The 21,856-nt window shown below is 53.4% G+C and carries 25 protein-coding genes; 3 read left to right on the top strand and 22 right to left on the bottom strand.

Annotation, left to right across the window (positions count from 1 at the left end):
• Positions 1-83: 83 nt before the first annotated feature.
• The 14 genes from CEE36_03765 to CEE36_03700 all read right to left on the bottom strand — a co-directional run bounded on the left by CEE36_03765 (position 84) and on the right by CEE36_03700 (position 12,316).
• Positions 84-662 carry a hypothetical protein gene (locus tag CEE36_03765; GenBank protein ID TKJ43463.1) on the bottom strand — a complete coding sequence of 193 codons (579 nt, stop codon included), beginning with the start codon at positions 660-662 and terminating at the stop codon, positions 84-86.
• Complete coding sequence (locus CEE36_03760) at positions 629-1,570, bottom strand: tRNA methyltransferase (GenBank protein TKJ43462.1); 942 nt, start codon at positions 1,568-1,570, stop codon at positions 629-631. The genes CEE36_03765 and CEE36_03760 overlap by 34 nt, the downstream gene beginning before the upstream one ends.
• Positions 1,560-2,657, bottom strand: a complete 1,098-nt coding sequence (locus CEE36_03755; GenBank protein TKJ43461.1) for a hypothetical protein — start codon at positions 2,655-2,657, stop codon at positions 1,560-1,562. The genes CEE36_03760 and CEE36_03755 overlap by 11 nt, the downstream gene beginning before the upstream one ends.
• Positions 2,658-2,716: 59 nt before the next feature.
• The gene (locus CEE36_03750) at positions 2,717-3,376 is read right to left on the bottom strand and encodes a nitroreductase (protein ID TKJ43460.1); all 660 of its coding nucleotides are present in this window, start codon (positions 3,374-3,376) and stop codon (positions 2,717-2,719) included.
• 114 nt (positions 3,377-3,490) lie between these two features.
• Positions 3,491-4,834 (bottom strand): glycine dehydrogenase (aminomethyl-transferring), encoded by a 1,344-nt coding sequence (locus tag CEE36_03745; GenBank protein ID TKJ43459.1) that lies wholly within the window; start codon positions 4,832-4,834, stop codon positions 3,491-3,493.
• A complete protein-coding gene (gene gcvH / locus CEE36_03740) occupies positions 4,834-5,226 on the bottom strand; it encodes a glycine cleavage system protein H (protein TKJ43458.1) in 393 nt (130 codons plus the stop codon). The genes CEE36_03745 and gcvH overlap by 1 nt, the downstream gene beginning before the upstream one ends.
• 95 nt (positions 5,227-5,321) lie before the next feature.
• Positions 5,322-6,416: a glycine cleavage system protein T gene (gcvT, locus tag CEE36_03735; GenBank protein TKJ43457.1), complete on the bottom strand. Its 1,095-nt coding sequence runs from the start codon at positions 6,414-6,416 to the stop codon at positions 5,322-5,324.
• A 121-nt stretch (positions 6,417-6,537) separates the two neighbouring features.
• Entirely contained in the window at positions 6,538-7,200 is a 663-nt protein-coding gene (locus CEE36_03730) for a hypothetical protein (GenBank protein ID TKJ43456.1), read from the bottom strand.
• A 436-nt stretch (positions 7,201-7,636) separates the two neighbouring features.
• Positions 7,637-9,061, bottom strand: a complete 1,425-nt coding sequence (locus CEE36_03725; protein ID TKJ43455.1) for a hypothetical protein — start codon at positions 9,059-9,061, stop codon at positions 7,637-7,639.
• A 135-nt stretch (positions 9,062-9,196) separates the two neighbouring features.
• Entirely contained in the window at positions 9,197-10,225 is a 1,029-nt protein-coding gene (locus tag CEE36_03720; protein ID TKJ43454.1) for a zinc metalloprotease HtpX, read from the bottom strand.
• Between the two features lie 7 nt (positions 10,226-10,232).
• On the bottom strand, positions 10,233-10,793 hold the full coding sequence (locus CEE36_03715) for a hypothetical protein (protein TKJ43453.1): 561 nt from the start codon (positions 10,791-10,793) through the stop codon (positions 10,233-10,235).
• Positions 10,794-10,857: 64 nt separating this feature from the next.
• Complete coding sequence (locus tag CEE36_03710) at positions 10,858-11,352, bottom strand: hypothetical protein (GenBank protein ID TKJ43452.1); 495 nt, start codon at positions 11,350-11,352, stop codon at positions 10,858-10,860.
• Complete coding sequence (locus CEE36_03705; GenBank protein ID TKJ43451.1) at positions 11,352-11,843, bottom strand: hypothetical protein; 492 nt, start codon at positions 11,841-11,843, stop codon at positions 11,352-11,354. Before CEE36_03705 ends, CEE36_03710 begins: the two co-directional genes overlap by 1 nt.
• Positions 11,840-12,316, bottom strand: coding sequence for a hypothetical protein (locus tag CEE36_03700; protein TKJ43450.1), 477 nt, complete (start codon positions 12,314-12,316; stop codon positions 11,840-11,842). The genes CEE36_03705 and CEE36_03700 overlap by 4 nt, the downstream gene beginning before the upstream one ends.
• Positions 12,317-12,379: 63 nt before the next feature.
• On the opposite strand from CEE36_03700, the gene CEE36_03695 reads away from it, so the two are divergent.
• The 3 genes from CEE36_03695 to CEE36_03685 all read left to right on the top strand — a co-directional run bounded on the left by CEE36_03695 (position 12,380) and on the right by CEE36_03685 (position 14,796).
• Positions 12,380-12,913 (top strand): cob(I)yrinic acid a,c-diamide adenosyltransferase, encoded by a 534-nt coding sequence (locus CEE36_03695; GenBank protein ID TKJ43449.1) that lies wholly within the window; start codon positions 12,380-12,382, stop codon positions 12,911-12,913.
• 17 nt (positions 12,914-12,930) lie between these two features.
• Entirely contained in the window at positions 12,931-13,419 is a 489-nt protein-coding gene (locus CEE36_03690) for a hypothetical protein (GenBank protein ID TKJ43448.1), read from the top strand.
• A 237-nt stretch (positions 13,420-13,656) separates the two neighbouring features.
• Entirely contained in the window at positions 13,657-14,796 is a 1,140-nt protein-coding gene (locus tag CEE36_03685) for an acyl-CoA dehydrogenase (GenBank protein ID TKJ43447.1), read from the top strand.
• Positions 14,797-15,045: 249 nt separating this feature from the next.
• Here the strand turns inward: CEE36_03685 and CEE36_03680 are convergent, their stop codons facing one another.
• From CEE36_03680 to CEE36_03645, 8 genes are all read right to left on the bottom strand, one after another.
• Positions 15,046-15,792 (bottom strand): hypothetical protein, encoded by a 747-nt coding sequence (locus CEE36_03680; GenBank protein TKJ43446.1) that lies wholly within the window; start codon positions 15,790-15,792, stop codon positions 15,046-15,048.
• A 56-nt stretch (positions 15,793-15,848) separates the two neighbouring features.
• A complete protein-coding gene (locus CEE36_03675; protein ID TKJ43445.1) occupies positions 15,849-16,895 on the bottom strand; it encodes a hypothetical protein in 1,047 nt (348 codons plus the stop codon).
• Positions 16,892-17,407 carry a hypothetical protein gene (locus tag CEE36_03670; GenBank protein TKJ43444.1) on the bottom strand — a complete coding sequence of 172 codons (516 nt, stop codon included), beginning with the start codon at positions 17,405-17,407 and terminating at the stop codon, positions 16,892-16,894. Before CEE36_03670 ends, CEE36_03675 begins: the two co-directional genes overlap by 4 nt.
• 207 nt (positions 17,408-17,614) lie before the next feature.
• Complete coding sequence (locus CEE36_03665) at positions 17,615-18,997, bottom strand: hypothetical protein (protein TKJ43443.1); 1,383 nt, start codon at positions 18,995-18,997, stop codon at positions 17,615-17,617.
• Complete coding sequence (locus CEE36_03660) at positions 18,994-19,722, bottom strand: hypothetical protein (GenBank protein TKJ43442.1); 729 nt, start codon at positions 19,720-19,722, stop codon at positions 18,994-18,996. Before CEE36_03660 ends, CEE36_03665 begins: the two co-directional genes overlap by 4 nt.
• Before the next feature lie 106 nt (positions 19,723-19,828).
• Complete coding sequence (locus CEE36_03655; protein TKJ43441.1) at positions 19,829-20,044, bottom strand: hypothetical protein; 216 nt, start codon at positions 20,042-20,044, stop codon at positions 19,829-19,831.
• A 180-nt stretch (positions 20,045-20,224) separates the two neighbouring features.
• The gene (locus tag CEE36_03650; protein TKJ43440.1) at positions 20,225-20,548 is read right to left on the bottom strand and encodes a hypothetical protein; all 324 of its coding nucleotides are present in this window, start codon (positions 20,546-20,548) and stop codon (positions 20,225-20,227) included.
• A 43-nt stretch (positions 20,549-20,591) separates the two neighbouring features.
• The gene (locus CEE36_03645) at positions 20,592-21,698 is read right to left on the bottom strand and encodes a hypothetical protein (GenBank protein TKJ43439.1); all 1,107 of its coding nucleotides are present in this window, start codon (positions 21,696-21,698) and stop codon (positions 20,592-20,594) included.
• Positions 21,699-21,856: the final 158 nt, after the last annotated feature.

The raw sequence follows: 21,856 nt of genomic DNA, 5'->3' as shown, positions 1-21,856 counted from the left end.
CTTCGTTTGGATTTTGAATAAAAATTATACAGCGATTCAAAAACTTGTCAAGCCCTATTACCCCAGTAATGTGCAATTGAGTGTTAACCTATAATCCTACGGGAGCGCGGCACCTGGCTCTTGAGTTTGTTGCCCTTCAAGAGCCCGATCCCCAGGGCAAAACCCTTGTTAAATGCTACCACAAACCCGTCTGTAACACCCGTACCCGTAACACCACCCGTACCCCTTCGGGGCATTCTCATTACTACCTGGGGCTTACGCCCCTTTTCAAAGGAAATAACACCCGTACCCGTAACACCACCCGTAACACATTCACACCCTTCCCCCTCTGGCAGGTGAATATCCTGGGTTTGGCCGGCAAGAAAACGTTTGGTTTCGCGTTCGTCCAGATCAACGCGGTTGCGTTTTACCAGATGCCCGAAGAGCTGAACCGCATTGGTTGTGGGCTTTACCGAGTGCTCGAACACCCGCGCTATGCGCAGTCCGCGGCGAACGATTTGAGGAAATTCCGCCTCCCCTGCCTCTTTGCTGCAGCACCACACGTCGTTGCGCCTGGTAAAGAGGTGATAGGAACGGAAATAGCCCGGATCTATCCCGAACCGCTCTTCAAGCGAGGCAAGCGCTCTGGCTATCGCTTCGGCTTCGTGATCCTTGCTACGCAAAATCCCTCTCCGTCGTGTTCATGCGGGAAGAGCCTTAATATATTCTTGACCGCAGGGTTGAATTCCTCCCCGCGCCACTCGCTGAAGCCGGGTTGGGTCTTCAAGCCTTCAAGATCGGTAGGTTCTACAATGGCGTCAGGGAACTTATCCAATAGATGACTTACCGTCCCCTCGTTCTCCTCGGGTGCAAATGTACAGGTGGAGTAGACCATCACACCCCCTGGCTTAAGACAGTAGTATGCGGAGAGGATAAGGTTTCGCTGGGTGGCCGATAAGCGCTTGATGGCAGACTTGCTCCAGATTTCAAGCGCCTTAAGAGAACGTGAGAGCGTGCCTTCGGAAGAGCATGGCGCGTCTATGAGAACCCGATCAAAACGTTCCGCTGCGATGTGTCCGTAGGCCTGGCCCGGAAGCCGAGTGACTACCGTATTGAGCACCCCTGAGCGGTCCAGGTTGGCGGTAAGGGAGGGGATGCGTTTGGGGCTGACGTCGTTTGCAACAAGTAGGCCGGTGTTGGCCATAGCCGCGGCGATCTGGGTCGCTTTTGATCCGGGTGCAGCAGCCATATCAAGGATCTCTTCATCCGGTTGAGGATCGAGCACAGTCACAGGGATGGTAGAAGAGGAGTCCTGGGCGTAGATAAGCCCGAGGAAGTGCTCAAGCAGATTCCCCAGCTTTAGGCGGCCTTTAACTCGAAACACCAGGTCGTTCCACCCGACGGGCTCGGGTTCAAGGTAGGAGAGGGACTTCAGCACCTGCTCGCGTTCAGCCTTGAGGGTGTTTATGCGGAACGTCTGAGAAGGAGGCCGGAGTAGTGCGGGCACGAACTGGGAAAGGTCGAACCCCATCTCCTCGAACCTGGAGAGCATGAGAGGCGGCAGGTCTGGTTTGCCTCTCCTAGCGGCCAACCGAAACCTCCTCCAGCCACCGGGAGAGGCGATGCAAAGCCTGATTCTCCTCAGTGTGACCCAGCTTGCTGCGCTTGAGTGCGTTGGAGAAGTAGGAGATGGTATGATCGTATGTCTTGCGGTTAACCGGGAAGGGCGTGCCGTCCTTGCCCCCGTGCGCGAATGAAAAGCTTACCGGGTCTTCGAAGGACGGCTTCTCCCCAAAGATGATCTGTGAAACCAGGGCAAGGGCGCGAATGGTTGCAGGGCCGACTCCGGGGGATGCAAGTAGATGCTCAAAATCCTGAGGAGGTTTCTCAAAGGTCTTAAGGAATACTCGCTGCACCCTTTTTGAGTCGAGATCGGAGAGGTTGATGCGGTGGTGGGCGGGCAACTCCAGGTGTCGGATTCTCATGAACTCCTTCCGGAAATGAGGCACATCGTTGGCTATCTCTACCGAGCGCCCCTGGGAACCTACACTATCCGAGGAGACCATATTGAGGACATCGAGGCCGCGTCTGCCCTCTATTGCCGCATGGGGATCAATCACGAACGATGGAAGCTGATCACTGCCCCAGTGATACCGCCGCGCCCAGCCTCGGCCGGTGTTCATGCCCTGGTCTATCACCACCCATTGGGAGGATGAGGGGATAAAGAGGAAAAGCTGGTGATAGACCTGGTAGCCGTCCTGAAGGCCTGCCGAGTCCACCTTGGCGGTCATCCGGCTGGTGTAGATGAAAGCATCGGGTGAGAAACCGACTGCATCTGCAAGAGCGGCTAACTCTGTGGGAATCTTACGAGAAGCGGCACCCTTTCCACCCACGGCGTATAGACCTGCGTTAGGACCGAGGTCTGCTAAAGCAATCTTGAGCGCCCCGCAGGTGGTGGTGGTTAAACCTGAAGAGTGCCAGTCGAAGCCCAGCACGCATCCCAGGCTCTGGAACCAGAAGGGATCGGTGAGGCGTTTCAATAGCTCATCAGGTCCGTACTCGGTAAGGATGTAGTCGGTAATGACCAGTGCGAGCTCAACCATCCGGTTAAACAGCCAGCGCGGTGCTTTGCCTCCATGCAGAGGCAGGTCGGCGGTGTTACGGGTGCTGCGAGGCATCTCTGAATTTCAGGATGAGGAGATCCCTGCTCATGCCAAGATTCCCATAATGAGGTGTGTCACGGGCGAGCGGACTTCGCAGGGACCCCCACAGGAATCACATATAGAGGTATGGTGGAATCATCCAGGTCCAGGAGCTTGGCTACCGCATCATCCGAAAACGCCCCTATGGGAACCCCACCAAGTCCGAGGGCTACCGCCTCCAGAAGGATATTCTGGGCCGCATGCCCCGCCTCCATCCAGATGTAACGCATGGCGCGCTCGCCATAGCGCTGCGAGGTGCGTTTGGGCACGGCACAGAGAATGATAGACGCAGGTGCCTTGCCCACCCAGTACTGTCCCAGACAAGCCAGAGCAAGCTCGGCACGCTTATCGCCCTTCTTTAGGAGGGTGATCTTATGGGCCGCTGGATGGTAGAGGAAGATACCCCCTGCGGTAACCAGGTAAGTCTCCAGAGGATAGGTTGCTCCTGCAGAGGGAGCGGTGCGGAATCCCCGCGTTGTATCGGTAATCCCCTGAGCAGCCCACAAAAGGGTAGCTATCTGCTCTGTGGTTAGGGTATCGGAGGCAAAGCTGCGCACCGATCTACGTTCAGCAAGGCATTCCTCTATCGAACGATCTGTTTGTAGGGGCCTGGGAAGTTTATACTCCTCGGCCACGTTCCCTCCAGGGCAGGCGGCAAAAAGCATCACCGCCAAGATTATCGCATACTTCTTCATCGCTCCTCCTGAATTTCATCGCTGCTCCAAAAAGTAAGAAACATACATCCTTCTTTCTCCCTCTATCCCATCCATACCATTGGATAATCTGCGAACGAAGCCCTACCTGGGTGTTCAGGCCACCGTCGCCAACGCATCCACAAACGCATCCATCTCCTGCTTGGTGCGTTTCTCGGTTACTGCAACCAGAAAGAGATTCGACCAATCTTCGCGGAAGCGTCCCAGATCGACACCGGCAAGGAAGCCTCGTTCAAGCATCGCATCAACAACCTCTCGAGCAGGACGCTTGATGCGTACAACAAACTCCTTGAAGAAGGAACCACGGAACGCAAGCTCGCAGCCAGGGAGTTTTTCGATCCTCTCGGCAAGGTAGTGTGCCTTCTGCAGGCAGAGGTTCGCCATCTCCTTAAGACCTTCTTTCCCGATTACCGAGAGGAATACGTTAGCTGCAAGCGCGCACAGCGCTTGGTTGGTGCAGATGTTTGATGTAGCCTTCTCTCGCCGGATGTGCTGCTCCCTGGTCTGAAGGGTCATAACGAAACCGTCCTTGCCCTCGGCATCAACGGTGCGGCCGATAAGACGCCCGGGCAGACGACGCACGTAGTCCTTCTTGGCGGTGAAGATCCCGAGGTAGGGACCACCGAACCCCTGGGCAAGCCCCAACGGCTGACCCTCGGCCACCGCGATATCGGCATCGTAGGAACCCGGAGGGGTAAGGACTCCGAGCGAGATCGGGTCGACCGCAACCACCAGGAACGCTCCGGCTGAATGCACCTTGTCTGCGATCTCATAAACGGATTCCAGCAGCCCGAAGAAGTTCGGGTGGGCTACGAGCACGGCGGCAACCTCGTCAGAGAGCATCTCGTCCAAAGCGGAGACGTCTATAACACCATCAGCGGCAGGGACTTGCTCAACCGGAACCTCCAGGCCCTCGGCGTAGGTACGCATCACCTGGGTGTAGTAGGGATGCAGGGTCTCGGCCGCGAGGACTCGCTTGCGCAGGGTGAGATCGCGCGCCATGTGAACGGCCTCGCCCAGGGCCGATGCACCGTCGTAAACAGAAGCGTTGGAGACGTCCATGTCAAAAAGTTCGCATATCAAGGACTGGTACTCGTAGATCGATGCAAGTGTGCCCTGACTTACCTCGGGCTGATACGGGGTGTAGGCGGTGTAGAACTCAGGACGAGAGATAACGTAGTTAACGAGTGCGGGGATCACATGATCGTAGACCCCACCACCCATGAAGCTTACCAACTGTGCAGGATCGCAGTTACATCCAGCCATGCGCGAAAGCAAGAGCTTGGCCTCGTACTCGGAGAGTGCGGGCGGAAGGTTGAGCTCACCCTTGACGCGCAGATCCTCGGGGATATCGGCGAGGAGGTCCTCAAAGCGTTCCACCCCTATGCGTTCAAGCATCCGGCGGATATCTTCAGGGGTGTTGGAGGTGTAGGAAGCCATCAATGTCCTTGCGTTGCCAGGAACTCCTTGTAGGCGGCTGCGTCCATGAGCTTTTCCGCCTCGGAGGGATCTGCGAGTTCCAACTTGGCGATCCAGCCCTCACCGTAGGGGTCGGAGTTTATGGTCTCGGGGCTGGCAGAAAGATTGGTGTTGACCTCGAGGACCTTTCCGGATATGGGAGAGTAGAGATCTGCAACCGCCTTCACCGCTTCGATAACGCCTATCGAATCACCGGTTCCTACTTCACGGCCCACCTGTGGCAGCTCGACCATAACGATGTCGGAGAGCTCGCCCTGAGCAAAGTCGGTGATCCCGATGACCGCCTGTGAACCCTCGATGCGAACCCACTCATGACTCTTAGAGTATTTCAGTTCTTCCGGCACGTTGGCCATGTTTCCTCCTATCTTTCAATCTTCGAATCTTCCAATCTTTTAATCTTCTAATCTTTGAATCTTCTAATCTTCCAATCTTCTAATCTTCCAATCCCCTACTTATGCGACGCTTCCTTGTAGAACGGCGGCTTGACGATAACTGCAGGCACCTCGCCGCGATGAGTACGGATTAAAAGCTCGGTGCCCGATTTGGTGTATCCACGACGAACATATCCCAGGGCAATGCCCTTGCGAAGCGAGGGAGAGAAGGTGCCGGAGGTAACCTGACCCAACTCCTCACCATCACCAACGATCACATCATGCGGACGAGGGATGCCTGAACCCTGGACCTCAAGGCATACCAGCCTGCGGGATGGCTTTTCTTCCTTAACCTTCAGTAACGCGTCGCGGGCTATAAAATCTTCCTTCTCGAACTTAACCACCCATGAAAGACCAGCCTCTACAGGGTTGGTCGTCTTGTCGATATCGTTGCCGTAGAGCGCGTACTTCATTTCGAGTCTGAGGGTATCGCGTGCACCCAGGCCGATGGGTGCTATGCCTTCATCGGCACCTGCCTCAAAGAGCTTATCCCATACTGTATGAGCCTGCTGGGCCGGGAAGTAGAGTTCAAAGCCATCCTCGCCGGTGTAGCCGGTGCGGGAGACAAACATCTTCACACCTGCCAGTTCGGTCTCCAGGCCGCGATAGAAACCAATGGATGCCAGATCATCGGAGGTCAATCTTTGCAGAACCTGCTCCGCCTTAGGACCCTGCACCGCAAGCTGGGCCATGGCGTCGGTACGGTCGATGATCTCAACGTCGAAACCTTTTGCCTGCTCTCTCATCCACTTCTGATCCTTTTCGTTGTTTGCCGCGTTGATGACTACAAAATAATGGTCGGGCAGACGGTAGATCAGAAGATCATCCACGATCCCGCCTGAAGGGTAGCACATGGGCGTATAGAGCGCCTGGTAGAGCTCAAGTCCCGATACGTCGTTGGTCACCAGATAATTGAGAAAATCAAGAGCCTGGGAGCCCTTGACCTCGACCCGGCCCATGTGCGATACGTCGAACACTCCGACAGAGGAACGAACCTTGGTGTGTTCGGCTATCAAGCCTTCAAACTGGACAGGCATCTGGTAGCCGGCAAATGAGACCATCCTGCCGCCGGCCTCAACAATCTTATCGTAGAAAGGCGTTTTTTTATCCATTGTTACTCCTGATAGGTTCCTCGATTATACAGGGTGCATGAGGAGTGTCAAGGAAGGGGCGCGCTTAGCCCTCATTGCAAAGTGCAAAATGAAAAATGCAAATTGATTGGCCAAGATAAGTCTACCCTAACACCTCTCTGATTGTGGTGACAATCTCTGAAACAACCTCGCGCTTGGGCATAAGCCCGGCGATGCCTTTGATGCGTTTATGGCCAAGCCCCTTAATTTTAAGAAGCTCTTTTACTGAATCTTCAGGGTGACCCTTAACCACGACCACCTTTTTAAGCTGGCGATTGTTTGCAATACCCTTCTCCACCGCCTCGCTGATGTGCTTATCATTGTAATTAAAGTTGAACCCAATGAACACCAGAACCTTGGCCTGTGATATTGCCTCGACCAAAGCCTTGAACATATCGCAGTAAGGCTTGTTCTCCATCGTCTTCTGCTGGGTTGGATATATTAGCATTTCATGGATTTCCCTACCGTCAACAAGGCTACCGCCTGCTGTAGGGGTTGGTAATTTGATTATGCGGCCATCCGATGTGCTGTACAGATCGATTGAACCGTGAAGCTTAATTATTCTCCAACGACTATCACTTTCCGCAATCTTCCTGAAATCCCAGTATGTGATCCCATTTCGGTAATCTAACTCAATTCCAAGCTCAAAAGCTATGCTCATTCCTTGTAACCAGTTTTCCAGCACAAAATCATAATTGGTGGTAAACAAGTCAATATTAAGATTCTGAAACCGTAGCAACAATAGTCTCCTAAGCTGTTGAACTATCTGTTATATAAAGGGAAATTCTGGATCCGTCAGCGGGTTATTTACTTCCGTTATTCATCTTAGCAGGATTATCCGCCATTGCCCAGGCAAATCGCTGAGCGTAGGAGCTGGTGAGGTTCAACTGGCGCAGACGGGCTATCCTCAGCTCTATGGGCGGGTGGGATGAGAAAAGGTTGACCTTGACCTTGGGGCTTTTTGGGATCCGGCCTGTCCTTACACTTCGGAGAGGAGATGAAAAGGTGAGCGGTGGCGGTTGACGTGTCAAGTCAACCGATCGGGGTCATCAGATTCCCTGCTCACCACTTATAGTTAATAAGCGCTTGAGTACCTCCATCCGTTCGGAATCGTCTTCTGAATCTGTATTATTGACGAGAGATTATATCATATGGATGGATCCGGAGAAGGCACGGACGGCAAAATGGTTCCAAATCATCCCCTATTTTACTGCGATTATTTTTTCCCCAATAACCAGACCACCGACTTGGAATAGACAGAAATAAATCCCTGAAATCTCTGCTTGTGTATCCCAGTTAAAATTGTATTCCCCTGATTCAAGCCATCCATCCCAAAGCGGAGTACAAAGCCTTCCTACCGCATCATAGATGTTCAATCGGACGTAATTCTTCTTCGGTAATGAGAATCGAATATTTGTCTTGTTTCTAAACGGATTGGGCACAACCCTCAGGGAAAATCCCTCAGAAATAAGCGGTGATTCAGTAATTCCACCCGGCAGGTCAGCATAAGAGGCGAAAACCCCTCTCGTTCCTGCGCTATCTGCGTTCCAGACCATCCAGAGACGGCCTTTGCAAGCCAGTAAAACCGGGTTATATTCACGCCAGTTGGAAAGAGGGTCGTAGGCAATGATCTCAGACCATCTCTCGGTGGTTGGATCATAAAAACGGAGAATAATATGGGTAAGGTTAGCGGTATCTTGCGAGCTCGCCACCCAGACCACTCCATTGCTATCACAGCAACAACTTAAATCATACCAGTGTGAAGGGGAAAAGACCGTTTCAAAAGGAGACCATTGACCATTGACTCTATGACGGGAGGAGGTGAGGCTATCGAATTCAAATTGATAGAAGAGCCAGGCCCGGTTTTGTGAATCGAATGTGATTCTCACAGGTTGACAGGTATGGACATAAGGGATGAGGATCTCCGGCCCGCTCCCTTCGCAACCAACCCCCAATTCCAACCCTCCCCATACTAACCATATCTGATTACTTCGGTCGCACCCAATCCTGAAGTCTCCGCCACCCTCACACCACTCAGTCTGAGCCCAGCATTCCGGAGTTGACCATTGATCGTTATCCCTGAAAGTAACATAGAAATATATTTCCCCCCCTCCATGCATATTATGGTTCAATACCGCCCAGATTCTACGATTGTTATCGTGAATGAGCCTCGGGTTATAACTATACCTTGGTGCATCCCAAATCCACTCCGGTTCCGACCATTTATCCCCATCCCAGAAGAACGCATATACTGAAGTATCAATTTCCCCCATGGTCCAGATGTAGCCATCGGCATCAATGGCAAGCGGGAAAGGCGAACCAAAGGAAGCCGGAGGGAAAATCCTATCCTCGATCAGTGCAGACCACTGGTCGCCATCATAATAGCGGAGAAAGATCTTAGCAGAATCCCCATAATACCCATAATACTTGCCCCATGCCGCCAAGATCCTCCCATCGGTTGTTTGAATAATATTGGGATTTCCAACATAGATAATATCGGACCAGAGGAGCATCGGTTCTGACCATTTTAATTCTCCAAATGCTACACTGGAAATGGCGAAAAACACCAAGATCATCTTCTTCATAATGCCATTATAACAATATTTTTTCCCTCTGTCAAGTTGCATTCTCAATAAGCTCTTCCCGTTAGTGCTTCCCCTATTAGCTCTTGTGTATCCGGAGATTATTTTACATCATCGCCGACACTGGGGGGCTACTGATTGAATATGGTTATCTTAAGACTCTTGAACAAAGCCCGAGAGCTAAGAGCCAGGCAACCCTACGGTGTCTGCGTTCTCAGCCCTTGCCCAGGCGAACTGCTGTGCGTAGGAGCCTGCGAGGTTTAAGCTGCGAAGCCTCTGTACACGTAGCTCTATGGGCGGGTGGGATGAGAAGAGATTCACCTTTACAGGCTTATCCGGCTTCTTTGGGTTGAGCCTGTCCTTGCACGCCGGCGAGGAGATAAAAAGGTGAGCGGTTGCGGTTGAGGTCCGCTGCATCTTATGGTATGTTCCTCCGATCTTCTCAAGCGCGCGCCCCAGTCCCTCGGGGTTGCGGGTCATCATCGCAGCAGATGCGTCGGCCAGGTACTCGCGCTGCCTGGAAATCGCCGCACGGATGAGCATCACTGCCAGCGGCGCAAGAATAGCCAGAACCAGACCGATAGCCAGCCAGATGAGCGCGAGATAGCCTCCACCCTTGCCTGAAGACCTTCGTCTGCCGCGACCCAAGAAGAATCCCCACCGCCAGAATAAATCACGCGCAAGAACCACCAGGCCGATCATGATCGCCACCACAGTCATCAGAAGGATGTCGTGGTTCTTGATGTGGCTCATCTCGTGCGCGACAACCCCTTGAAGCTCGGCCCGATCCATCATCTCGTAAAGACCGGTGGTCACCGCTATAGCAGCGTTTTTGGAATTGCGGCCGGTGGCGAAAGCGTTGGGGGCAGGGTCGTGGATTATATAAACCTCAGGCTTGGGCTGACCTGAGGCGATGGCCATCTCCTCAACCACGTTGTGCAGGCGCTTGTAGCCCGCGGGATCGGCTCTTCTCGCTCCGTTGGCAACAAGAGCCAGCTTTGCAGAGGCGAAGTAGAAGATGAGGTTGTAGCCGACGATAAACACGCCGAAGAAGATGTAGGGGCCTAGACCCCAGACCCCGTAGTAATACTGAAAGAACCTTATGACCGCACCGCCCACCAGCGCCAGGATGATTGTAAATAGCAGGATAAACCCGAACGTGCGCCAGCGGTTGGCGGCTATCATCCCGTAAAGGGTTCGGCGTGCCATGTGTTCCTTAGAACTTTACCGCAACCGGTTCGCGTGCCGCCTTCTCCTCCTCAGGAATCTCCCAGAACTCGAACCTGCGGAAGGCGAAGATCGAGGCGAAGATGATGCCCGGGAACTTCTCGGTCGCGGTGTTGTAGTTCATGACCACATCGTTGTAGAACTGCCGGGCGAACGCGATCTTCTCCTCGGTCGTGCGCAGCTCCTCCTGGAGAGCCAGAAAGTTCTGGTTGGCCTTCAGATCAGGATACGCCTCGGCCACAGCGAACAGCGACTTCAGGGTCTCGGTAAGCATGTTGTTGGCCTTAGCCGCGTCGCCGACGGTCTTTGCGTCCATGCCCAGCTTGCGCGCGGCGGTGACGTTCTCCAGGGTCTCGCGCTCGTGCTTAGCATACCCCTTGACCGTTTCCACCAGGTTGGGGATCAAATCGTATCGTCGGCGCAGCTGAACGTCTATCTGGTGCCACGCGTTGCGCGTGCGGTTGCGCTTGACAACCAGGGTGTTGTAGCCCGCGATGGTGATGATCACGAGGATCGCAACAATCGCTACAAGAATCCAGATTCCTATCACATTTCCTCCTTAGGATTTTGGGATGATAATAGGAAAGAACGAGGGCTTGTCAACCGCGATGCGGCTATTTTGCGGCTCTCTGCTTTTTCTTGGTAGAGGTTACTCGCTTAGCCGTAGATTTTTGCGTCTTCTTTGGCTTAATCTTGGGTGTAGGAGGTATCAAGTGGACGGTTGGGAGAATAAGCCGTTCCCAAGGCGCTTCTGCTGAAGTTGATGAAAGAATCTCTCTGGCAATTGAGTAGAGAAGCGAAGGGGCGTTAACCATCACAAGATCTCTAGCTTTACCTTTAGGTGTTTTGCTGTCAACAGTGAATATCCCACTCAGATGTATCTCAAAAGCGTATGGACTGTTTTGATCTTTCTTTGGCTCATAACAGATATCCAAATTGAACATCCAGCGACGTGAATCCTTTTTATTCTGGAAGGGTAACACTTCTATTGTCAAATCATCTGGCTTCAGCTCGTGTGGCGGGTTTTTAAAGTCGAAGCTCTCCAACACAGAGAAGGAAAGCTTCCTCAGAATATAATGTTCGATTTGGATAGGAGAAAGCTCTATCATTACATTGCCTCAGCAACCATTTCAGGCGGTGTCTTGTATCTTTTTCTGAACCACGAATCATCACTGAATGCCTCGCGGGCCGTTTGGGGAACTCGGGGGCGAGTCGCAGATAACGGTATATTCCAGATCTCATCCGAATCCCGAACACTCAAATAGGTACAGGGTTGCTTTTCTTTCCTCTGAGCTAAGGAAGCTGCTATGGGAACAAATTTAGGTGGAGCAATCTTCATACCTAAAGCAAACGCAAGTTTGGCCATGGTTTCCATGGTCATATTCCAATTTGTGCGGAGCATCTTTGTTATCCATGCAGGACTAGTACCCATCATACGAGCGAGTTCCGCTCGAGTTATTTTTCCTTCTCCCTTACCGAGATACTTGGAAACCTCCTCCGCGAACTCAGCTTTTAACCCTTCGATATGATACTCCACATCCTCAAGGAGTTCTTTGTAATCTTGCTCCAACTGAGCTTCAAGCTCTTCTTTATCTATCATGGATGCTCCTTTTCCCAAAGTCTCTTCTTTTGTCTTGTTCTCTCATACTGATCACTTGGATCGCTTTGTTTCTCTCCCCCATGAGTAATTATATGTACCCCTCTCCACGTAAAGCCGTATAAACGAGCCAAGAAAGACTTGTCTTCATTTATTTGCCAAATGCCACCCCTAACATGTTTTATCTTGGTCACATTTTTTATATCCCCATGCCTAGCCAAAAGCTCTAGTGTTTTCATCAAACCTCTGTGAGTGTCCCTATGTTTTGTCTTTAAGTCATCTACAAACTTCTTACCTCGACAACTATCTCCTTCCTTTAGGTAAGCTACGGTGTGAGGCCCAAATGGCAACCTTACAAGTTCAGGCTTAGTACCACTCATCCGAATATTAACCTGAAAGTTAACTTTGTCAAGGGGTGTGAATAGTTCAAGGGTAGATTTAGGCGAATGGAAATCCTCATGGTTTAAGTGTATCAAAAAAGGTCGCTTCTGTCAAGAGTAAACTCTCAATCCTTGACTAGTGTAAGTATTCCCGTATCCTTGAATGTGGATAACTCAGCTTTAGGCCTTCTCCAGGTCTACACCGGGCCGGGCAAGGGCAAGACCACTGCGGCGGTAGGGTTAGCGGCAAGGGCGGCTGGGCAGGGGCTCGCGGTCGCCTTCATCCAGTTTGCCAAACCTGATGAGTCGGGTGAGGTGGACTCCCTCCGCAAGCTTGGAGTGAAGGTCTCCCATTTCGGGGCAAAGGGGTTCCTTGTTCCGGATTCAGACCCCACCCCTCATCGCGAGGCCGCGCTCCGGGGCTGGAGTGAGGGGCTGCGTTATCTCAAGGGCGAGGAGCAGGTTGACCTTTTGGTCCTGGACGAGCTCTGTCAGGTGCTGTCTCTTGGTCTCTTGGATAGAGGCGAGGTCATGGAAGCTATCATCAACCGCCCGCACGGGTTGGAGGTGGTCTGCACCGGCAGGGATGCTCCCAAGGAGTTAATACAAGCCGCAGACCTGGTCACCGAGATGCTGGAAACGAAGCACTACTTCAAGAAGGGCGTTAAGGGAAGGAAGGGAATCGAGTACTGACAACCAAAGGAGGCCTCATGGCAAAACCGGGAATCGAGGAGGTTACCAGGAGATTGGAAAAGGTTGAGCGCCGGAGCAAAATCTGGATGTGGGTGAGCTTCGCCCTCTTTGTTGTACTCATAGGATTCATAGTTGTTGAGAAGTTTGTGCCCTTGATTGTGCCGAGAAAGATCGCAGCCCACAAGTTTGTGCTGAAGGATCGGACCGGGATGAGCAGGGCAAGACTCTATGTTGACGATAGCGGGGCGGTCTTAAAGTTCGCTGACACCTTAGGCCTCACCCGCACGATGCTGGGCGTGGCCGACTACGGCACCTCGAGCCTGCGATTTATGGATCAGGGGGGCAATACCCGAGTGATCCTGGGTGTTCTCACCAATGCCCTGCCTGGGCTGTATCTCAAGGACGTAAACCGCCGCACCCGAATCGGGCTTGCCGTGCTGCCCAACACCGAGCCGGTCATATTTGTGAAAGACGAGAATCGCGAAAATCTCTGGCGCGCACCGTGAGATTGCAATTTGGATTGACATTTTCTCCATAACGATTATTCTTTATCGATGTCACGAATGGGAGATAACAATTCCAATTTAGGGCCGAAAATTTGAATTGTTCCGTTCGTTATTCTAATTCTCTTGAATTGTACAGCGCTCCCACAACGTTACCTGGTTGCAATTTTCCTCTGTCCCGTATAATTAGAATGGAAATTTGGCAAACAGTAAGTTTGGGCTGAAACCAAAGGAGTGTTGATGGATTACTTTCTTACTGAAGAACAGGTGATGATACGCGATCTGGCGCGAAAGATTGCAGAGGAGAAGGTGAAACCCGTCCGCGCCGAGCTTGACGAGAAGGGCGAGTTCCCTGAAGAGATAATGAAGGAGCTGGCGCGCGCTGACCTGTTGCGTGTGTTCGTCCCTGAGGAGGCCGGCGGTCTGGGCGGCGGATGCATGGAGATGTGCATCGTGGCCGAGGAACTTTCGCGCATCTGTGCTGGTGTGGCCACCACCTACGCAGCCAACGGGTTGGCCTGTATGCCTATAATCCTTTATGGCACAGAGGAACAGAAGCAGCGGTTCCTTCCCCGCATCGCGGACGGCGCATCCTACGCCGCGTTTGCCCTTACCGAGGCCGAGGCCGGTTCTGACGCGGCAAACATCAAGACCACGGCAAAAGAGACAGACGACGGCTTTGTAATCAACGGCACCAAGCAGTTCATCACCAACGGCGGGGTGGCCGAGATATACACGGTGATTGCTGTCACCGATCCTAAGCGCGGCGCACGCGGTGTGTCGGCGTTGGTTGTGGAGAAGGGCACCCCAGGCTTCGAGTTCGGCAAAGAGGAAGACAAGATGGGCATCCGGGCATCCAAGACCACCCAGCTCATCTTCTCGGACTGCAAGATACCCAAGGAGAATCTTTTAGGAAAGCGGGGCATGGGTTTTATTATCACCCTAAAGACCTTTGACCGCACCAGACCAGGCGTGGGCGCTCAGGCGGTAGGGATCGCTCAGGGTGCATTTGATGAAGCATTGGCTTATGGCAAGGGACGCGTGCAGTTCGGAAAGCCCATCACATCCTTCCAGGGTATCCAGTTCATGCTGGCCGACATGGCCACCCAGATCGAGGCTGCACGCGCGCTTGTCTACGCCACGGCAAGGATGATAGATGCCGGTGCCAAGGATTTTGCCAAGGAGTCGGCGATGGCCAAGCTGTTTGCCTCGGATATGGCGATGAGTGTTACCACCGACGCGGTGCAGATAATGGGCGGCTACGGCTACATGAGGGAGTATCCGGCTGAGAAGTACATGCGCGACGCGAAGATAACCCAGATCTACGAGGGCACGAACCAGATCCAGCGCCAGGTCATCGCGAACGCGCTGATAAAATAGAACCCCAAGCGATTGCTTCGTAATCGCTTGGGGACCCCGATGAGAATGCCCCTTTTGTTGCTCTGCAACAAAAGATCGCAGTTTGAGATTTGAGACCAGCCTTTCGGCTGGCCTTACCTTTTCGTAGAGCCTCGGTTGACAGAGTATATGCCCAAGGCAAAAAGATCGCAGAAAAACGTAGGGGCCGACCTTTAGGTCGGCCCGGCTTCATTTTTACGCAGACTGGAGAGTCTGCCCCACATGCCTCCTCTACGTGTTGGGAGGGGAACCAACTATCCCCTCGAACCTCTTCCGGTAGGGCGGGTTACGCAGGGGTTCCAGATGCGGAGTCCGCCAGCAGTTGCCCACAAAGCAAGGCACACATCCCTCCTCTGATCGAATGCGCTCCATTCCCTCTTCGAGAGCACCCAGGGCTTCCTCATACCGTGCTAAAAGGGTCAGAGTGCCCGCCAGATGCAAGTAATAGGCATAAGAAGGAAGAGGTCTTATATTCGAAGGATCGATGGTTTTCAATATATCAAGAGCTTCAACGTGCCTATTCAACTCATTGAGAACCCAGCTTCGATTTAACTCCCAGAAATCCTTATAGTCTGGAAGACGTTTTACAAGTTTCTGGTAATAGGTTACGGCTTCTTCGTAACGACCCAACGCAATCAACGCATTACCCTTGGAATGACAGGTGTCCTGACAATCGGGCGCGAGTCGAATCGCTTCATCACATTCTGCCAGAGCTTCCTGTGGTTTACCGGAGCACAACGCTATGTCACCCCGGCGCATGTGCGCTTCCGCGTTGCGAGGATCAAGCTCAATTGCTTTCTCGAAATCGACCATCGCCTCTTCCCTGCGTCCCAGAAACGAAAGCGCCGTGCCTCGCTTCACGTAATCTTCAGAAGTTTGGGGATTTACGGCCGCCGCCTCCTTGAGAATCTCCTGCACCTCCTCGTGCTTACCCTGTTTGTAGAGCTCGTTCACCTTTTCTTGCCAATCTTCCGCCATTCGTCCTCCTTGATTAAAATCACAGCGGTTCGACTGTCACTCACACGGCCTTTAGATCACTTCACCCCTTTTGAGATGCGAGACAGCGCAAGGATCTCGGTACCGGGGAAGTAGTAGCTGAGTATATCCCGGTAGCCCGCACCCGCCTTGTCCAGGGCCATGGCACCGAACTGACACATCCCAACACCGTGCCCGTAGCCGTGTCCGTGGATCATAAGGAGGTTGTCCGCGATCTCAGCCTCAAAGCGCCGGGTTTTGGGCCGGTGATCGAGGAGGTTAACCACCTCGTTGTAGGCGAAGAAGCTAGAGTCGGGCGCGTAGAAGATAAATCCCTTGACAGGGGTCAGGGCGGTATCCGATCTCCTCAACAGATGGATGGAATCAATCGGCACATCCAGACCTAGATTAAAGACCAAACTGTCCAACCGGAAGGTATCATCCCATACGTAAAAAGGGGAGTTGCAGCACAGGGTATCTATCCTCCTGTGGTGATAGGGCTGATCCTTTGCTCCTTCCCACAGATCGGAGGGCAAAAGGGCCATCCCGCCGCAGGTGGAGTGATAGTAGACCTCTGCAATCTCTTGCTTGTATCCTAAGACAAGCCCTTCGGTCTCGCGCACCGCTTGAAGCGATGCGGAGTCGGTGGGCAGGCCGCGGTAGACCTGGGAGTCCTGGCTGTCCAGGAGGTCATACCCCACATCGTGACCACCCATTTTATTGTATGCGTAGGCTCTTGCCACTATGGCCTGCGCCTTTCGTGCCTCGGCACCACCTTCGGGCATCTCCGCTGCCACCACCGACGCCAGGTAATCCTCCTCCGGGATGTAGTTGAGAATAACGAGTTCGCCCTCGGATGCATAGAAGGTAAAACCTCCGGCGTAGCTTCGCTTGATCTCTCCCGCGGTGATGGTGTAGCGTGTTGCCTCCATCTGTTGGAAGTATCGTTCCCGCTTGCCGTTGACCAGAAGGGAACTCCCATCGGCTGCTACCCTGTAAGTGCCCTGGGTTGAGGAGATCACCACCTGCGGCGGTCGCTCCTCGGCGAAGACACGGATGGTGAACGTCTTGCTGACCGATAAGAGGAGAAGAAGGAGGTTAATCATGAGAAGCGCTCCAATAAAGCAGGAGGAAAACTTCCTTGATGGAAGCGTTTGATTAAGCGATCCAGCTCGGCTTTTGCCGAGCGAGCCTCATCTTCGGTGATCCAGCCGTTACCGATCGCCTCTGCAAACTCGTCCTCGTCCAGGACAACGATCTTTGAGCGATCCGGGGAGATCCAGAGATCGAGAAACAGGTCCTTGGTCCAGTATCCGTCGTCGCGTTCCTCCGAGGGGGTGTTGATGTCCGCGTAGTAACCGGTAAAACCCTGCTCAGTCCCCTCAGGTCTGAATATTTTCGCCACGTCGTGCCAATGTTTTCGATACTCGGCGAACACGGCCCTGTAGCCGTTGTCTATGACGGTCTCGCCCTCTATTACCAGTGGCTTGGAGGCACCACAAAGGATGTGGGAGGTAACGATCACCTCGTCGTCTTGATAGAGGAGGTCGGCCTCGATATCAAGCCTGCGATCAGGCGGTCTGAAGTAATGGATTACCATTGTTTCAGGCTTTCGCATGGGTATCCCTTATTCCTGAAATATCCACAAGACCTAAGTTTAATCCAAATCAAAAAAGACGCAAGTACTAATGTGCGAAACCCTGAAACAAAACGAAGGACTCGTCTTTCAGAAGAACCCACAATTACAGTTAGGGGTTTTGGGCGTTAATCCAAAAACCACCAAGATATTCTCCGATCTTTTCGCCGCAGGCGAAAAGGAGGACTATTAAAACCTCCAGCCGAAGTAGACGGGAAAGCGGATGGGCACGGGCAGGAAGGCCAAGGCACCGGTCTGAGAGCCTATCCCGTAGGCGATCTCCGCCTTGACGACCATCCCTGCCGCTTCCAGAGCGATGCCGAAACCGGTTCCCATAAGGAGACCGTCGTGTGGGTCTTCTCTGACCTTTGCCAGATAGAAAGGCGGCAGACCGGCCTGGTGAGCAGCACCTATGTCGAAGAACAGGTTGCCGCCGATCTCGAGCTTTAGCCCACCAAGGAAGGGCAGCGGATACTCAGCAAGCCATCTTCGCAGCTCCAGACTGGCAACCGAAAGCGAGGGTCCCACCTGGGTGGTGTCGGCCCACCCGCGCACGACCCTGCAATGTCCCACGTAAAGCGTGCGGTAGCGAGGGATGGAGTCAAGCTGCTGGTAGGTCCAGAGGTTTGCGGCTAAAACGTTCTTGCCCACCGGTATGTATCCTGCAACAGAGAGGGAGCAGGCACGCTGAGTTTGGAAGCCCTCGGTGAAGCCAGGGTTGTAGTAAAACTCTGCCACCGCGTGAAGACCTTTTTGCGGGTCGGCTGGTTCATCTCGCAGATCAAGCTCTATGGCGGGATGAAGGAAGACGGAGCGGTCAACGGTATCAGGTGAGAATGTGGGAAGCGGGGTAAGAGAATCCCTGCCGAATGCCTTGGTCTGCAGGAATCCCACCTCAAGGGCGGTGACCAGCGGGCGCAGGATGCGGAACTTCTGCTCATAGCTTACGCGATGCTCCGAGCGGACGATCTCTGCGTCCTTGCGCCAGAAGTAGCTGAAGTCATAGCCCGCTCCCTCGGCGTGCCAGCGTGAATGGGTCAAGGGGAATCCCAGGTAGGTATAACCCTTCCAGCGAGGCGTGGAGAACCGGAACCCGATCTCGCCTCCAACGTCAACCCTGATACCTCGGCCTGCAAGGTTGGGGTAGAGCGCGCCCGCACCCAGGTAGAATCCGGTGGAGGCGTCTATGCCGATTATGGGATAAGGCAGGGGGAAGCGGCGTTCAGCGACCGTGATTACTACGTCACTCTTCTCCGCGTCAGGATAAACCGCCTTGATGTCAACACTGCCGAACGCACCGGTGCTCAGTATGGCTTTGCGGGTCTCCTCGACCGCCTCCGGGTACAGGGTATCGCCCGGTCCAAAGGTAAGCTCCCGGCGGATGATACCCTCGCGGGTGATGTTGTTGCCTTCTATCCTGATCCTTCCAACAACCGGCGCAGGGAAAACAAGGGGGCCTATAACTCGACTGAACTCCTCCGGATTCACCTCTGGAACCACAGGTTGCAGCGGCATCTGTTGGGCAGCCTCTCTGGGGGCGGCAAGCATCAGGAGGGATAAGAAGACGCTCATTTACCCTCTATCTCGGCAAGGAGTTTTTCCGCCTCTGGCCTGTCGTCAAGGTAGAAGTCCGCGGGATTTTTGGGATTCGTAACCGCCAGGCACCTCTTGAGCTGGGCACGAGCGGCGGAGTAATCCTTTTGTTTTATATACACCTTGGCCAGGTCAACGTAGAGCAGGGTATAGTTGGGATCGATAGCGATACCTTTCTTCAGGTACTCGATGGACTTGCTGATGTCGCCGCCTGCAAAACCCGGCACCTCAAGATACCAGATGGCCAGCCCGTCCATCGCAGGGGTGAAGTCGGGGTTGATCTCCAGCGCCTTCTGGAACGCGTTCTTTACCGGTCCGGCAAGGGAAAGGGAGTTCAAAATACCCTTTGTCTGACCGATCCGTCCCAGGGCTACCCCGTGCCAGAAGTGGGTCTCGGGGATAGCAGCGTTCGCAGCCTTGGCCTTCTCCGCGTAACCCCTGGCCGTCTCGTAGTGGGAAAGCTTATCCTGTTTTGAGGTCTTGTCGTCACCGTAAAGACAATAAAGCCTGGCCATGCGCCAGAGGGCTCCGGCATCGTTGGCGTTCTCGGAAAGGACCTCCTTACACAGGTTGTAGATCTGATCGGTATAGCCTTTGTAATCCTTGTGGCGGTTCTGGTAGTAGTAGTCGGCCTTGGAAAGCCGCGCATCTAGCGCCCAAAGCGCGACCACTATCAGAAGCCCGCACAGAACAACTCGTTTCATGCATCCTCCTTTAGGGTAGAGTTTACCATTCAGAAGAAACAAGTCAAGGGTAAAAAAAATCTGTGCGCCAAGAGATCATTGCCAGGGTTAAAACCTCACCCTCCCCCTAGCCCCCTCCCATCAAGGGAGGGGTAATATATGTAAGGGCGGTTGGCTTACCATCCCCTTCCCTCGAAGGAGGGAAGTAGGTTTCCCTGCCGTCTTCATCTTCTCCCCTCGACGGGGGGAGTAAACTCCTTATCGTCCTCTCCCCCTTGATGGGGGAGAATAAAAGAGGGGGTGACACCCCGTACCCTAGCTGCACGCACTTGGGTAAAGGCATTCTCCTCAACCCTCTACTGCCTAGTAACGATGTGTTGACCAAGGGCAAAAAAAAATCCCCGGCCGGGCTAGAGCCCGACCGGGCTCCACTGACAGGCTTGGGGTCTTAGTTCAAGTTAGTTTTTGGTTTGCCTCCTTGAGGTTTGTTGATCTTCGCAGGCTTCCCTGGAGAAGCTCAGAACTAGTGCTTTGGTTTAGTATTCAGATCATCGACACCGACGAAGTCGTCTATGTCGTCAACGTATGCGAGGGTCTCGTAGACCTCCGGCGGGATGATGCAGCCGCACATCTGTTCGATGTCAGCGATCAGGGGTGGGGCGTCCTGTGGCCATAATTTCCCTCCTAGACCGTCCAGAAGGGTTACGTCGGTTACCTGCTCAGGTGGAACACCTGCCCATTCGGCGACCGCATTGTGGATGTCTTCTTCAGTGCAATCTGCAAAAAGAGGGCTCACCATAAGCCCAAAAAAAACGAGCGCGGCAAAAGCCAAAGCTACGCGCTTCATGTTATCCTCCTTGGGTTGTTAAGGGGGTTAGGTTTTTAGTCTGTCAGGGGATTTGAGCGAGCCAACGCTCTGTCTCTTCCGCTTCCCTTGTTAGCCCCAAACGCACGTAGCCCTCCTTGGCTTGCACCAGTAGATCTTCAAGACCGGCTAGATTTAATCCGAGTTTACTTATGCTCTCTGTAAGACTCTCATGCAATACGCGGAAACGATCCTCGTTGTTGATCGCCTCGGCTTTCCTCAGGGCCTCATGGTAGAGGTCTTTCGCCTTATCCCATGAATCGCTGAAGGCGGCCTTCTCCGCCAGGGTTATCTTAACCTTGCAGGAAACATCCGCGGACTCGATCTTCTCGGCCAGCTCGGCTGCCTCCTTGATGGGCAGATCGGCCTTATCCATATCCTCCAGGTTTATATAGATCCTTGCGAGATCGCACAGAACCAGGGCCAGATTCTTGAGATCGCCTAGCTCCCTGAACAGCTTGGTGGATTCCTGGAAGGGGGAGAGTGCTTCGGAAAACCTCTCCTGCTTGAGATAGATCGAACCCCTTCGGAAGAAGGCTATCGCAAGGAGATTCTTATCTTCCAGACGTTGGGCCAACTCCTCAAGCTTCTCGCTGCTTGAAGTCGCATCCTTTGTTTTTCCATCCTCTATGAAAGAAAACACCATGCGACCGTAGCAGACCGCGAGGGGTCTTAAGGCGTTTGCCTTCTCAAAGTTCTGGCTGACGGTTTGGAGTGTGTTGAGTGCGCGGTGGTGGTTGCCACGACGCTGGTCAAGGATGGCCATGTTCAAAAGCACCAGCCCCTGCAGTTGCGGATCTTTGTCCACTCCAGCAATGGTCAAAGCCTCGCTCCACACCTGGTCGGCGGCGGCGTAGTGGTTCATTCGGGCAAAGACCTTTCCCAAGGTAACGGCGCTTGCGTAGGCGAGACGGTGATCCCCGGTGGGGTGGGCGTTCTTTCGGGCGATCTCCGCGTAGGTTCGGGCGCGCTTGAGTTGGCCCTGCGCAAGAAGCGCCTCCGCTGCTATCCGGTTAAACTCGACAGCCTCGGACGGTGAGCATTCGTACTTTATGCCCTCCAAAGCGAAGGCGAGCGCTGAGGACCTTTCGCCCCTTTTCAAGGCCTCGCTGGCTTTTTCTAAAAGGCTCACCGTTTCCTCTTACAAAGAATGATGCTCATGAGGATGGGATCTCCTTTTAAAATCCTTCCGCTATAATTTGACTGTAATTGAATTGTAGTCAGATGGAATGATTTGTCAAGAGGGTGGGGTTTATCTACGAAGGGATGATAGCTAAATCAGATGCGATA

This window comes from candidate division TA06 bacterium B3_TA06, assembly GCA_005223075.1.
Lineage (GTDB): Bacteria > Hydrothermota > Tepidihabitantia > B3-TA06 > B3-TA06 > B3-TA06.
This window is presented reverse-complemented; position numbering and strand designations above follow the sequence as displayed.